Annotated in this window: 12 protein-coding genes; 7 read left to right on the top strand and 5 right to left on the bottom strand. The window is 67.1% G+C overall.

The features are described 5' to 3' along the window. Positions 1-37: 37 nt before the first annotated feature. Entirely contained in the window at positions 38-1,477 is a 1,440-nt protein-coding gene (locus ACXZ1E_RS13455) for a helix-turn-helix domain-containing protein (protein ID WP_458040965.1), read from the top strand. Here the strand turns inward: ACXZ1E_RS13455 and ACXZ1E_RS13450 are convergent. Genes ACXZ1E_RS13450 through ACXZ1E_RS13435 form a run of 4 tightly spaced genes read right to left on the bottom strand, consistent with a single transcriptional unit; the run spans position 1,400 to position 3,777 of the window. Next, complete coding sequence (locus tag ACXZ1E_RS13450) at positions 1,400-2,416, bottom strand: DUF4436 family protein (RefSeq protein ID WP_458040964.1); 1,017 nt, start codon at positions 2,414-2,416, stop codon at positions 1,400-1,402. The genes ACXZ1E_RS13455 and ACXZ1E_RS13450 overlap by 78 nt on opposite strands. Before the next feature lie 35 nt (positions 2,417-2,451). After that, positions 2,452-3,018, bottom strand: coding sequence for an isochorismatase family protein (locus tag ACXZ1E_RS13445; RefSeq protein WP_458040963.1), 567 nt, complete (start codon positions 3,016-3,018; stop codon positions 2,452-2,454). A gap of 37 nt (positions 3,019-3,055) precedes the next feature. Further along, positions 3,056-3,355 (bottom strand): hypothetical protein, encoded by a 300-nt coding sequence (locus ACXZ1E_RS13440; RefSeq protein ID WP_458040962.1) that lies wholly within the window; start codon positions 3,353-3,355, stop codon positions 3,056-3,058. Positions 3,356-3,381: 26 nt separating this feature from the next. Beyond that, positions 3,382-3,777 (bottom strand): hypothetical protein, encoded by a 396-nt coding sequence (locus tag ACXZ1E_RS13435; protein WP_458040961.1) that lies wholly within the window; start codon positions 3,775-3,777, stop codon positions 3,382-3,384. A gap of 573 nt (positions 3,778-4,350) precedes the next feature. On the opposite strand from ACXZ1E_RS13435, the gene ACXZ1E_RS13430 reads away from it, so the two are divergent. The 6 genes from ACXZ1E_RS13430 to ACXZ1E_RS13405 all read left to right on the top strand — a co-directional run bounded on the left by ACXZ1E_RS13430 (position 4,351) and on the right by ACXZ1E_RS13405 (position 11,726). Next, positions 4,351-5,343 (top strand): ABC transporter substrate-binding protein, encoded by a 993-nt coding sequence (locus ACXZ1E_RS13430; protein WP_458040960.1) that lies wholly within the window; start codon positions 4,351-4,353, stop codon positions 5,341-5,343. Positions 5,344-5,445: 102 nt separating this feature from the next. Next, positions 5,446-6,981 carry a sugar ABC transporter ATP-binding protein gene (locus tag ACXZ1E_RS13425; RefSeq protein ID WP_458040959.1) on the top strand — a complete coding sequence of 512 codons (1,536 nt, stop codon included), beginning with the start codon at positions 5,446-5,448 and terminating at the stop codon, positions 6,979-6,981. Beyond that, on the top strand, positions 6,978-8,069 hold the full coding sequence (locus ACXZ1E_RS13420; RefSeq protein ID WP_458040958.1) for an ABC transporter permease: 1,092 nt from the start codon (positions 6,978-6,980) through the stop codon (positions 8,067-8,069). Before ACXZ1E_RS13425 ends, ACXZ1E_RS13420 begins: the two co-directional genes overlap by 4 nt. Before the next feature lie 71 nt (positions 8,070-8,140). Further along, entirely contained in the window at positions 8,141-9,097 is a 957-nt protein-coding gene (locus ACXZ1E_RS13415) for an ABC transporter permease subunit (RefSeq protein WP_458040957.1), read from the top strand. A gap of 57 nt (positions 9,098-9,154) precedes the next feature. Further along, positions 9,155-10,678 (top strand): sugar ABC transporter ATP-binding protein, encoded by a 1,524-nt coding sequence (locus ACXZ1E_RS13410; protein ID WP_458040956.1) that lies wholly within the window; start codon positions 9,155-9,157, stop codon positions 10,676-10,678. Continuing rightward, positions 10,671-11,726, top strand: a complete 1,056-nt coding sequence (locus tag ACXZ1E_RS13405) for a LacI family DNA-binding transcriptional regulator (protein WP_458040955.1) — start codon at positions 10,671-10,673, stop codon at positions 11,724-11,726. Before ACXZ1E_RS13410 ends, ACXZ1E_RS13405 begins: the two co-directional genes overlap by 8 nt. 273 nt (positions 11,727-11,999) lie before the next feature. Here ACXZ1E_RS13405 and ACXZ1E_RS13400 read toward each other — a convergent pair whose 3' ends face one another. Next, positions 12,000-13,271, bottom strand: a complete 1,272-nt coding sequence (locus tag ACXZ1E_RS13400) for a DUF222 domain-containing protein (protein ID WP_458040954.1) — start codon at positions 13,269-13,271, stop codon at positions 12,000-12,002. Positions 13,272-13,316 lie beyond the last annotated feature (45 nt).

Raw genomic sequence — 13,316 nt, 5'->3', positions numbered from 1 at the left:
TCGGAAAGAAACGCGATTCTTTCCCTATACTCAAGGAATGGTCGGCTCCGCTCTCGAACTCACCACCCTCGGTCACCGCATCCGGCATCACCGGCTGCAAAAAGGACTGACACTCGACGAACTCGGCGCCCTCGTGGGGGTCGCCGGCAGCCAGCTGAGCCTCGTGGAGAACGGCAAGCGCGAACCAAAGCTCTCGCTTCTGCAGGCAGTCGCCGCGGCGACCGACACGGAAGTGTCCGACCTGATCTCGGGCGAGCCCCCCAACCGACGGGCGGCTCTCGAGATCGAACTCGAACGCGCGCAGGCGAGCCCGGCGTTCCGTCGTCTCGGGGTTGCTCCGGTGCGCGTCACGAAGACGATGTCGGATGAGACGATCGAGTCGCTGTTGGGTCTTCATCGCGAACTGCAGCGGCGCGAGCGCGAGGCCATCGCAACGCCCGAAGAGGCGCGCCGGGCCAACACCGAGCTGCGCCTGCGGCTGCGGGAGCTGGACAACTACCTGCCCGACATCGAACGCCTCGCCGAGAAACAGCTCAAGGCGGCGGGGCATGTCTCGGGCGCCCTCACGCACCGGACGGTCAGCATCATGGCCGAGCGGCTCGGCTTCGAGCTGATCTACGTCAACGACCTACCCAGCTCGACCCGATCGATCACCGATCTCGAGCACGGCCGGATCTACCTTCCTCCCGCGTCGATTCCCGGCGGCCACGGCCTGCGCTCGATGGCACTGCAGGCCATGGCCCACCGCCTGCTGGGTCACACCCGCCCGACCGACTACGCGGACTTCCTGCAGCAACGCCTCGAGATCAACTACTTCGCGGCATGCTGCCTCATGCCGGAAACGGCCGCGGTCGCCTTCCTGCAGCAGGCGAAGAAAGACCGGAACCTGGCCGTCGAGGACTTCCGTGACGCGTTCGGCGTGACGCACGAGGCCGCCGGGATGCGCCTGACGAACCTCGTCACCAAGCACCTCGGCATTTCGCTCCACTTCTTGCGGGTCGGTCACACCGGTTCGCTGCAGCGTGTGTACGAGAACGACGGTCTTCCCCTGCCGATGGACGTGACGGGCTCTGTCGAAGGCCAGATCGTGTGCCGCAAGTTCTCGGCGCGCGGTGCGTTCGACCAGCAGAACCGCGCAACCGAGCACTACCAGTACACGGACACACCAGCTGGCACATTCTGGTGTTCGACGCAGACGGGCAACACGACCGACGGTGAGTTCTCGATCACGGTCGGGGTGCCCTTCGACGACGCGCGTTGGTTCCGCGGCCGCGAAACGGCGAGCCGCGCCGTCTCGACGTGCCCCGACGAGGCGTGCTGCCGACGCCCCGCTCCCGAGACCGCGAGCCGCTGGGAGGGCAAGTCATGGCCCTCGGCGCGCGTGCACATGCAGATGTTCTCACCGCTCCCCCGCGGCGCCTTCCCCGGCGTGGACGACTCCGAGGTCTACTCGTTCCTCGAGCGTCACGCCGACTGACGCTGCTGCGGGGTTGTCCTGGCGCGGCGACCAACGGAACCACGCCGCGACGTAGATCGCGAGCCCTCCGATGAGTCCGACGATCACCCAGAGCACGATCAGGAAGTCGATCCATGATCCGATCGGTGGCGAACCGGGCAGGAAGGTGCGCAGCGGAATGGTCGCGAACAGCATCGCGCCCATCCAGCTCATGAAGGATGCTTCGACGCGGCGTCGCCCGCGATAGACGGCGATCGCGACACTCAGCACGAGCACCGGCATGACGATCATGAGGCCGAGCAGCACCGCACCGAACGCGATCGTGCTGCCCGAGCGGGTAGCCGTGAGCTCGACGGCGAACACCGGCTCGGGCTGCCCGTCGAATTCCACGACGCCCCCGGTGGCGACCTCTGCGATCGATATGTTCCAACCGGGAACCCGCCCCGTCGCGACGATGTAGGTCTCGAGCGGTGTCCGCTCGCCCTCGTCGTCGTAGTAGGCAAGGAAAATGGTTTCGGCGGTGTGCACGTCGAACGGCCATCGCTCGATTACACCGTCGGCGATCAGGTCCACGCTCACGGCCGACGGCACGCTCCCCGCGGCGAATTCGATCGTGCGCGAACCGGCGGCCCCGCTGACGAGGAGGTACAACGTCCGCTCAACGCTGATGCCATCCTCCGCCGCGAACCCGGCGGCCTCTTCGAGGTCCAGGTTGACCGTGATGCGGCCCGCCGTCGCCTCCACCGCCTGAGGTTCGATCCTGAACAACGCGCCTTCGCCCGTGTCGAAATCGTCGCTTACGGCGTCGGAGACAGTGCCGCTGCTGGCATACAGGGAGATCACGAGGCCGTAAACGAGCGCGATCATCGCAACGAGGGCGACGACCCAGATCGCACGCAGGCGGCGACGCGCGGATGTCGATGCGGATGCGTCGCCCGCGCCCGCCCCCTGATCCGTCACGGTCACAGTGTCCCATGGGCCCTGACGGAGTCGCCTCACGCCAGCTCGGCTCCGGCGCGTTCCAGCTCGGCAAGTGCCGCCGCGCTCGTTTCTGCGGCGACGCCGGCGACCAGGTCGGTCAGAATCCGGACGCGTCGCCCATGCGCGATCGCGTCGAGAGCCGAGGCGCGCACGCAGTAGTCGGTGGCGAGTCCCGCGACGTCCACCTCGGTCACCCGGTGGGATTCGATGAGTTCGGCGACTCGGGCGCCATCGTCGGCCGTGCCCTCGTAGAGCGAATAGGCCGGGATGCCCTGGCCCTTCTTGACGTGATGAGTGACGCGGGCGGTGTCGAACTCGGGGTCGTATTCGGCACCCTCGGTGCCCGAGACGCAGTGGACCGGCCAGGTGTCGATGTAGTCGGGTTCGGGGTGGAAGTGCCCGCCGTTGTCGCCGCGGGGATCATGCCAGTCCCGCGAGGCGACGATCACGTCGTAGTCGTCGCCATGCTCGTCGAGATACTCCGTGATCTTCGCGGCGACAGCATCGCCCCCGTCCACGGCGAGCGCTCCCCCCTCTGTGAAGTCGTTCTGGACATCGACGATGAACAGCGCCTTGGTCATCCCCTGAGCGTAGCGCCGCGCCCTCCCCCGGTGCGGGTCAGGCGAGGGCCTCCACGAGGCTCACCTTGCTGACGGCGACACGCTGAGGCACTCCCGCGAATGCCTCGGCACGGCCCTCGGACGCCATGTAGGTGCTCTCGAGCTCGAGGAAGGCCGCCTCATCGCCCTCTGCGCTGACGGCCCACACGAACTGGTTCGACTCGCGCACCGCGTAGGCGAACTCGATCGCGAACCCTGCGGCCGACCGCACCCGCGGCATCCACTCCTTCCACCATTCGAGGAAGGCGTCGAACTCCCCGTCGACGATCGTGTACGTGCGCAACTGGATGGTCTTCACCCCTCCAGCTTGGCACGCGCCACCCCTCATCCCTCGACGATCAGGGCAATCCAGCCCGCCGCGAAGGCGAGCACCGCCACACCGACCATCAGCAACGTCAGGCGCACGAGCGCACGGACCAGGGGGGACCCCTTCGACAGCCGCATGCGGTTGTGCCATCCCACGCGGTACTCGATGTCGGCCATGTCCCTCTGGCCGATGCTTTCCAGGTCGTGTGCGGTCAGCGCGGCCTCGTTGACGACGCCCTGATCGTCGAACCACCGCACGAGCGCACCCTCGTCGGTGTGTTCCACGACGGCGCGGGTGGGCGCCCAGCTCCCGTCCGCGATGCGTGCGACGAGGGCGAGAAAAGCCAGGCCGATCGCCCCGAGCATGCCGATCCACGTGAAGACCTCAGCGATGAGTCCTACCACGTCAGCCATCCGTTCAGGCTACCGGCAGCTCGCCTTGCTCATTCGGCGACCCGGTCGGTGAACTGTTTCCAGAGCCATTCGATCGTGCCGACGAGGTCGACGGTGAGGGATCCGGTACGTTCGGCGGCCGGGGAGCGCCACATCCGCGTTACCCATCCCGCCGGCACGCTGAACCTCCCCATCCCGGCCCGCTCGTTCGTCGCCCGCGACGCCTGACCCGACGGTGAACCACCCCTCGCGCGGCGAGACACCCCGCGTCGAGGGGTGCCTCGCCGCGGCGGGGGTGTCTGGGATGTGCGAGATGCATGGGAGCGCTCCCCGCGGGTGGCGCGACCCGCGCGGCGCCCCACGCTCGGCATGGCGGCGAGCGCTCACATGTGATGCCTCACTTTTCGCCGCCAATCCGGTCCCGTGCCGCGGAATCGCGGGATCATGTGGGCTCCGTGACGTAATCGTTACCAAGTCCGCTCTGTTGTGAACGGAAATGTTAGGGCTAACATTCAGCTGCGACGCGCACTCGAAAGCGTTCGCGAACCCACGACACCGGCACAGTTGCCGGTCCCAGAACGAGGAGGTTTTGGAATGATGAGAAAAGGCAAGCTTTTCGCCGGATTCGCGCTCGCGGGAGCCATCGCTCTCACGGCAGCGGGATGCTCGAGCTCGAGCGACGCGGGTGGAAGCGGTGATGGCGGCGGAGACGAACTCGTCACGGTCGGCTTCGCGCAGACAGGTTCGGAGTCGGGCTGGCGCTCGGCCAACACCGAGTCGATGAAGACCGCGTTCTCGAAAGAGAACGGGTTCGACCTGATCTTCAACGCGGCCGACAACGACCCCGCGGCGCAGATCGCGGCCGTGCGCGACTTCATCAACCAGGGCGTCGACGCGATCGTCATCGCCCCGATCGTCGAAGACGGCTGGGACGACGTGCTGCAAGAAGCAGCTGACGCCGGAATCCCCGTCGTCCTCGAAGACCGCACGGTGACGGCCCCCGACGACCTGTACGCCAGCTGGGTCGGTCTCGACTTCCGCAAGGAGGGCGTGATGGCCGGCGAATGGGCCGCCGAAGAGTTCGGCGATACCGCAACCAACATGGTCGTGCTCGAGGGCACGACGGGTTCGGCGCCCGCCAACGAACGTGCGGCCGGTTTCGACGAGGCCATCGAGGGCACCGCGATCGAGAAGATCGACTCGCAGACGGGCGACTTCACCCGCGACGGCGGCAAGAAGGTCATGGAAGGGTTCCTGCAGAAGTACGGCGTGGACGGCATCGACTTGGTGTACGCACACAACGACGACATGGCGCTCGGCGCCATCGAGGCGATCGAGGCCGCTGGGGCGGTTCCGGGCGAAGACATCAAGATCGTGTCGATCGACGCGGTGAAGGATGGCATGCTCGCCCTGATCGACGGCAAGATCAACTTCATCGTGGAGTGCAACCCGCTGCTGGGTGAGCTGGCGGCCGGCATTGTGACGGACGTCCTTGCGGGCAACGAGGTCGACAAGGAGTACTACGTCACCGACCTCAGCTTCACACCGGAAGAGGCCGCGAAGGTCATCGACGACCGTCTGTACTGATCCGCTCTGAACGAATAATCAGCTCGGACCACAGATCCGAAGCCGCCGGGGACTCAGTTCCCGGCGGCTTCGGTCACCGAAGTAACGAAAGGCCAAGTAGCCATGCCCGCGGACACCGAAGTCCCCCCGGTGATCGAGATGACCGGCATCACCATCCGCTTTCCCGGAGTCCTCGCCCTCGATGACGTCGCCCTGACGCTGCGCCCGGGCGAGGTGCACTCGCTCATGGGCGAGAACGGCGCCGGAAAGTCCACCCTGATCAAGGCGCTCACCGGCGTCTATACGATCGATGCCGGCACGATCCGCGTCGCGGGAGCCGAGCGGGTGTTCGAGACGACGGCGGATGCTCAGGCCGCCGGCATCTCCACCGTTTACCAAGAGGTGAACCTGGCCCCCAACCTGTCCGTCGGCGAGAACGTCATGCTCGGGCAGGAGATCCGGCGTGGCGGCACGATCGGCTGGAAGGCCGTTCATCGCGCGGCCGCCGAGCAACTCCACAACCTCGGACAGAGCCTCGACACCCGATCGATCCTTTCGAGCCACTCGATCGCGGTGCAGCAATTGGTCGCCATCAGCCGGGCGATGGTGCTCGACGCGAAAGTGCTGATCCTCGACGAACCGACCTCGAGTCTGGACCGCCACGAGGTCGAGCAGCTCTTCGCCGTCATCCGCACGCTTCGCGACCGCGGCGTCGCCATCCTGTTCGTCAGCCACTTCCTCGATCAGGTCTACGAGATCTCGGACCGCATCACCGTGCTGCGCAACGGCCACCTGGTCGGTGAGTACCTGGCGCGCGACCTTCCGCGCGGTCAGCTCGTGACGAAGATGATCGGGCGCGAGCTCAACGAACTCGCCGCCCTCGCCACCGTTTCGGAGCGTGTCATCGACCGCAGCGGCACGCCCGTCTTGAAAGCGACCGGCATCGGGCGCCGGGGCGTTATCGAAGCCGCGGATCTGGACGTCTACCCGGGCGAGGTCGTCGGACTCGCCGGTCTGCTCGGATCGGGTCGAACCGAGCTCGTCCGGCTGTTGTACGGGGCAGACCGCGCCGACACGGGCCAGATCGAGGTCAAAGGCGACCCGGTCAAGGTCACCAACCCGCGCCACGCGATCGAGAACCGCATTGCGTTCTCGTCCGAGAATCGGCGGGAAGAGGGCATCATCGCCGACCTGACCGTCGGCGAGAACATCGTCCTCGGCATCCAAGCCCGGCGAGGCGCACTGCACAAGATCCCCCGTGGGGAGCAGGATGCGATCGTGAGCGAGTACATCACGGCCCTCGGCGTTCGGCCCGCGGACCCGAACCAGCTCGCCGGCAACCTCTCCGGCGGCAACCAGCAGAAGGTGCTGCTCGGGCGATGGCTCGCCACCGCCCCCGAACTGATCATCCTCGACGAACCCACCCGCGGCATCGATGTCGGGGCCAAAGCCGACATCCAGCGAAAGGTCGCCGAGCTCAGCGCCCAGGGCCTCGCGGTCGTGTTCATCTCGTCCGAACTGGAAGAGGTCCTGCGCCTTGCCCAGCGCGTCGTCGTGATGCGGGATCGTCGCCGCATCGGAGAACTGGACTCGAGCCGCACCGACCTGGACGACCTCATCGACTACATCGCCGACGGCGGCGAAGGGAACGCAGCATGAAGAAAGTCTTTCGTCACAGGCTGTTCTGGCCGATCGCGGCGCTCGTCACCCTGATCTTGGTCAACACGATCGTGAGGCCGCAGTTCATCGTCGTGACCGTGCGCGATGGGCAGTTGTACGGCGTGCTGATCGACATCCTGCGCACGAGTGCGCCCTTGATGTTGGTGGCGCTCGGCATGACGATGGTCATCGCAACACGCGGTATCGACCTGTCGGTCGGCGCGATCATGGCTGTATCGGGCGCCGTGGCGCTGACGATCATCGACGCCTCGAGCGATCCGGGCAGCATCGGCACTGTCATGTTGGCGCTGGTCGTCGCGCTCGGCGTGTCGCTGATCCTCGGCGCGTGGAACGGCCTGCTCGTCTCGGTTGCCGGCATTCAACCGATCATCGCGACCCTGGTGCTGATGCTCGCGGGGCGCGGCGTCGCACTGCTCATCACGGATGGCTTCATCACCACCGTGAACAGCGCACCGTACTCATTCATCGCGACCGGATACCTGGTGTTCCTGCCCGTCGCTTTCCTGATCGCTCTCGGCGCGATCATCGTGGTCGCCCTCGCCGAACGTCGCACGGCGCTCGGCGTGCTGACCGAGGCCGTGGGCATCAACCCGCAGGCGAGCCGCCTGGCCGGCGTCCGCTCGCGCGGCATCGTCTTCGGTGCATACCTGGCGAGCGGCCTGCTCGCGGGCATCGCCGGCATCATCTACAGCGCGAATATCCGCGCCGCGGACGCAAACGCCGCGGGGCTGTTCATCGAGCTGTACGCGATCCTCGCGGTCGTGCTCGGCGGCACCTCGCTGATGGGCGGCAAGTTCACGATCGCGGGCACGGTCGTCGGCGTGCTGATCATCCAGACCCTCGACAAGACGATCCTCTTCCTCGGCGTGCCCCCGGCGCAGAGCCCCGTGTTCTTCGCGGTCGTCGTGATCGTGGTCGTGATCCTGCAATCCCCACGGCTGCACAAGTGGATACGCGACCTGACCCGCAAACGCCCTTCCCCCACGCCCGGCGGCCCCACCGCCCCCGGCACCCCCACAACCGGCACCTCGATCGTCAACCAGAACAAGGCGGAGGTCGCGTCATGACCACGGACCTGCAAACTCGGCCGAAAGCGCCCCGCTCGGATCGGGGTTTCGTGGCGCGCTACAACACCTTCATGAGCCGGCGGTCATCGCTCATGCCGACCCTCGCCGCGGTGGCGATTCTCGTCATCCTGCTCGTGGCGGCACAGGTCAGATTCGATCGTTTCCTGACGCCGGGCAACCTGTCGGCGCTCCTGCTCGATAACGCCTATCTCGTGGTGCTGGCGGTCGGCATGACGTTCGTCATCCTGACGGGCGGCATCGACCTGTCGGTGGGGTCGGTCATGGCCTTTACCGGCATCCTGAGCGCGAGCCTGCTGTCGCAGCAACTGCCCGCCATCATCGTGATCCCGGTGATGCTGCTCGGCGGCGCCGCGATCGGGCTGATGATCGGCGTGCTCGTGCAGTACTTCAACGTGCAGCCGTTCATCGCGTCGCTCGCGGGACTCTTCCTCGCCCGCGGCCTCGCGTTCGTCGTGAGCCTGTCGTCGATCCGTGTCGAAGACCCGGCGGTGCTGTGGCTGCAGCGCACCCGCTTCGCGTTCGGCGGGTGGTACATCACCCCAACCGGGCTGATCGCCCTCGCGACCGTCGGGATCGCGTTCTACGTGCTGCACTGGACCCGTTTCGGCCGCACCGTGTATGCGATCGGTGGCAGCGAGCAATCCGCGCGTCTCATGGGTTTGAAGGTCGCCCGCACCAAGATCCTCGTCTACGTCATCAGCGGCGTCTGCGGCGGCGTCGCCGGTCTGCTGCTCACCGCGTACTCGGGCGCCGGGTATCCGCGCAACGGCATCGGAACCGAGCTGGACGCGATCGCCGCGGTGGTCATCGGCGGCACGCTGCTCGCCGGCGGGACCGGCTACGTACTGGGTTCACTCGTCGGCGTGCTCGTCTACGGCACGATCAAGAAGCTCATCTCGTTCATGGGCGCCGAGCAATCGTGGACGCAGATCATCATCGGGTTCCTGCTTTTGGTGTTCATCGTGGTGCAACGGGTGATCGTCACGCGCTCACAGAGGCGAACGTAGGCGGCGCGCCCGATGTCGGTCGGAGGCCTGCGCTCCCGCGACCGCGATAATGGCCAGATGCAACCGGCCACGCCGATCCTCGAGCTGACCGGCGCCACGGTCCGGTTCGGCGCGGACGCGGTGATCGACGGCGTGGGGCTCCGGCTCTTCCCGGGCGAGGTGCACTCGCTGATGGGCGAGAACGGTGCGGGCAAGTCGACGGTCATCAAGGCCATCACCGGCGTCTACCAACTCGATGCCGGGCGGCTGGAGCTGGACGGCGCTCCGGTGAAGTTCGGGTCCCCACATGATGCGCAGCGCGCGGGCATCAGCACCGTCTATCAAGAGATCGATCTGCTGCCGAATGTCTCGGTCGCCGAGAACATCGCGCTCGGGCGTGAGCCCCGCAAGCTCGGCGGGATCGACTGGAAGACGATGCGGCGCGAAGCCCACGACATCCTCTCCGATCTCGGAGTCGACATCGATCCTGCGTCTCTCCTCGGCACCCACTCCGTGGCGGTGCAGCAGCTCGTCGCGATCGCCCGCGCCATTTCGACCGACGTGAAGGTGCTCGTGCTCGACGAGCCGACATCGAGCCTGGATCTCGACGAGGTCGCCGAGCTCTTCCGTGTCATCCGCGAGTTGACCCAGCGTGGTGTGGCCGTTCTGTTCGTCTCGCACTTCCTCGATCAGGTCTACGAGCTGTGCGACCGGCTGACCGTGCTGCGCGACGGCAAATTCGTCGGCGAGTACCTGACCGAGGAATTGTTGCGGATCGACCTGGTCGAGGCGATGCTCGGACGCAGCGCCGCGGCCCTCACGACGCGCCGGGCCGTGCCCGAGCTCTCGCCCGAGGATGAGCCGGAACCCACAGTGTCGGCACGTGGCGTGTCGGTGGGTCGACGCGTGCACGAGGCCGACCTCGATCTGTTTGCGGGTGAGGTGCTCGGCGTCGCGGGGCTGCTCGGCTCGGGGCGGAGTGAGCTGGCTCGCGCGATCAGCGGCGTCGATCGACCGGACGGTGGCATCGTCCGCATCGCGGGAAAGGATGTCTCGGGTGGCGGCCCGCGCGCCGCGATGGCGCTCGGGGTTTTCTATTCGTCGGAGGATCGTCGTCGGGAAGGAATCATCGGCGATCTCAGCGTGCTCGAGAACATCACACTGGCCCTGCAGGCGGATCGAGGCATCCTGCGCCGCATCCCGACGGCACGGCGGCGCGAGCTCGCGGCGAGTTGGGTCGAGGCCCTCGACATCCGTCCGCCCGATCTCGATCGCCCCGCGGGCACCCTGTCGGGCGGCAACCAACAGAAAGTGCTGCTGGCGCGGCTGCTGGCACTGTCGCCGCAGGTGTTGCTGCTCGACGAGCCGACGCGTGGGATCGACGTCGGCGCGAAGGTCGAGATCCAGAACCTCGTCGTTGAGATGGCCGCGAACGGCTTGTCGGTGATGTTCATCTCGGCCGAACTCGAAGAGGTCGTGCGCGTCGCACACCGTGTCGCCGTGCTGCGCGACGGGGTTGTGGTCGATGTGCTTCCCGGCGAGAACCTGACGATGGATGCGCTGCTCGCTCTCGTCGCCCAACCGGGCGGTGACGATGTCTGAGAGGGGCGTGCCGACCGGGTCGGAGAATGGTACGGCTCCGGAGAACGGCGCCGCAAAGACCGCGAATATCTTCGATGTCGCCCGTCTCGCGGGGGTGTCGCACCAGACCGTGTCGCGTGTCATCAACGATCTGCCGAACGTCCGGCCCGCCACCCGCGCGCGGGTGCAGCAGGCGATCGCGCAGTTGCGATACAGCCCATCTCCCGCGGCGCGGGCGCTCGTGACGCGGCGCACCCGGACCATCGGCCTCGTCGCGCCCGGCATCACCGACTATGGCCCCGCCTCGATCGCGATGCATTTCACGTTTGCCGCGCGCAACGCCCGATACAGCGTCGAGACGGTGAGCGCGGTCGAAGAGGACCCCGCCGTCGCTCGATCCGCAGTCGAAGGGCTGTTGCGGCAGCGCGTGGATGCGATCGTGCTGATCGTCGTCGACGTCGGAGTGCTCGAGATGGTGCGCGGGCTCGAGCTGGGCGTGCCGATCGTGGCGGCGGCGGCGAGCCCTCGGCGCAGTCCGCTCATCGTGTCGATCGACCAGTACCGCGGTGCCCGGTCGGCGGTGCGGCACCTGGCAGAGCTGGGCCACAGCACGATCTTGCACGTGTCGGGTCCGTTGCGCGCGCCGGATGCCCTGGAGCGGATTCGCGGATGGCGCGACGAACTCGGTGCTCGGCGACTCGAGGTCATCGACCATGCGATCGGCGATTGGACGGCCGCGGGCGGCTACGACATTGGAACGCGCCTCGATCTCGAGCCGGGTTCGGCGATCTTCGCGGGCAACGATCAGATGGCGATCGGCCTGATGTCGGCGATGCGCGAGCGGGGCATCCGGATTCCGGAGGACGTGAGCATCATCGGATTCGACGATGTTCCCGAGGCCGGGTACCTGTATCCCCCGCTGACGACGGTGCGTCAGGACTTCGCAAGCCTGGGCGAGCTGATGATGCAGAAGGTGCTCATCGCCGTTGAGGAACCCGGGAGCGTCACCGAAGACACTCCGCTGCCGACGCGGCTCGTGCTGCGCCAGTCGACGCGCCCGGCCGAGTAGGGCGCGGTCCACGGTCGCGCGCTCCCTGAGCCCGTCGAAGGGAGCGCCGGAACCGCGCACGGCGGGAGGGCCGGGCGCAGCGGGTCACTTCGACAGGCTCAGTGACCGGAGGGGCAGCGCTCCCTGAGCATGTCGAAGGGCGCACAGGAGCGACCCGTGGCGGGAGGGCAAGGCACAGCGGGTCACTTCGACAGGCTCAGTGACCGGGATCTCAGTGACCGGGATCTCAGTGACCGGCGTCTCAGTGGCCGGGGACTCAGGGACCGGGGTGCCTCAGAACGGCGGTGGGTCTGAAGAGGGCGTGAAGATGACCAGCGCGGGCGGTGGTTTGTCGATGTAAACGTGGCCACCGGGTGAGGTCCATTCCAGGATTCCGCCGCCGAGTTGTCGGACGGTCCACGCGGTTTCGCCTTTGAGGGTGTGGTGGCGTTTGCAGAGACAGGCGAGGTTGCAGACGTCGGTTTCTCCACCGAGGGCGTAGTCGAGGGTGTGGTCCCGATCGCACCGGTGGGCGGGTTGTCGGCATCCGGGGAACCGGCAGTGCTGATCCCTCGCCCGCAGGAACCGTTTCATATCCGCCGACGGGGTATATCGGTCCACCGCGAGAACACATCCCGTGATCGGGTCGGCGAGGACCCGATCCCACCCGGCCGCGTGCCCTGCGAGCTGGCGGGCCGTAGCCGGGTCGATCGGGCACCGCCCGACCAGGTCGGCGGGCTCATCCGTGACGCCCGCCAACGCGAGGGCGGGGATGGTGACGTTCACGATCGCTTGGATCGACCCGAGTCCACCGAACCCGTCCGACATTCCCGCACCGGTCTGCGCGTCGGGTGTGGTGGTGAGGAGCATGTCAGCGACGAGGTCGGCGCGGATCTGATCCAGGGTCCGCACATCCGTGGGGTCGGCGTTCTTGATCGCCTGGGCCTGCTGCGTGATCCGGTCGTGCATCGCGTGCGCGAGGACGGCGGGTTGGATGGTGCTGAACTCCGCCATCCCATCCCCGATGTCCCGAACACACGCACCTCGCGACGCGCGCGCCTCTTGGTGCCGTTCCGCGAGCGGGCGCGGCTGCAGGGACTCCGCAAGCCGCGCGAGCGACGCCCCGAGGCGTCCCGGCGTTGTCCCTTCAGCCCGGACCAGCGCTTCACGTTCGAACACGGCCCGCGCGTCAGGATCCGTGAGTGGTAGGCCGTGTTCCATGATCACCGCGACATGCCCGCCGCTGACCCGTCCTTCATCCCACGCGTCGAACGTGGCTGGGAACGACTCCTCCAGCACCGCGGCATCGTTCATGCGGCGTTGCACCGTCCGGTCGGACATGTTCGTCGCGGCCCCCAGTTCCGCCGCCAATGAACGAAAAGGCAGTTCCGCCTCACGCGACGAGGGCGAGGCGAGTTCCGCGACCCGGTGCATCCCCTCCGCGGCTGCCTCCGCGAAAATGCGGGCCAGTGCGGCCTGTCCTTGCTCGGCCACACGCATCGCCTCAGCGCACCGGTCTGCGAAGTCCCGAGCCTTGGCGTCAACCCCACGAACCATCGAATGCATGTTCGAAACTCTACGGATGACCACCGACATCCACGCCCCGAAAAG

The sequence above is a fragment of the Pacificispira sp. HM-600 genome (assembly GCF_977993705.1).
This window is presented reverse-complemented; position numbering and strand designations above follow the sequence as displayed.

Coding starts and splice junctions, on each gene's coding strand:
- ACXZ1E_RS13410 (WP_458040956.1), top strand. CDS start 9,155: ATGCAACCGGCCACGCCGATCCTCGAGCTGACCGGCGCCACGGTCCGG.
- ACXZ1E_RS13430 (WP_458040960.1), top strand. CDS start 4,351: ATGATGAGAAAAGGCAAGCTTTTCGCCGGATTCGCGCTCGCGGGAGCC.
- ACXZ1E_RS13435 (WP_458040961.1), bottom strand. CDS start 3,777: ATGGCTGACGTGGTAGGACTCATCGCTGAGGTCTTCACGTGGATCGGC.
- ACXZ1E_RS13425 (WP_458040959.1), top strand. CDS start 5,446: ATGCCCGCGGACACCGAAGTCCCCCCGGTGATCGAGATGACCGGCATC.
- ACXZ1E_RS13415 (WP_458040957.1), top strand. CDS start 8,141: ATGAGCCGGCGGTCATCGCTCATGCCGACCCTCGCCGCGGTGGCGATT.
- ACXZ1E_RS13420 (WP_458040958.1), top strand. CDS start 6,978: ATGAAGAAAGTCTTTCGTCACAGGCTGTTCTGGCCGATCGCGGCGCTC.
- ACXZ1E_RS13400 (WP_458040954.1), bottom strand. CDS start 13,271: ATGCATTCGATGGTTCGTGGGGTTGACGCCAAGGCTCGGGACTTCGCA.
- ACXZ1E_RS13405 (WP_458040955.1), top strand. CDS start 10,671: ATGTCTGAGAGGGGCGTGCCGACCGGGTCGGAGAATGGTACGGCTCCG.
- ACXZ1E_RS13455 (WP_458040965.1), top strand. CDS start 38: ATGGTCGGCTCCGCTCTCGAACTCACCACCCTCGGTCACCGCATCCGG.
- ACXZ1E_RS13445 (WP_458040963.1), bottom strand. CDS start 3,018: ATGACCAAGGCGCTGTTCATCGTCGATGTCCAGAACGACTTCACAGAG.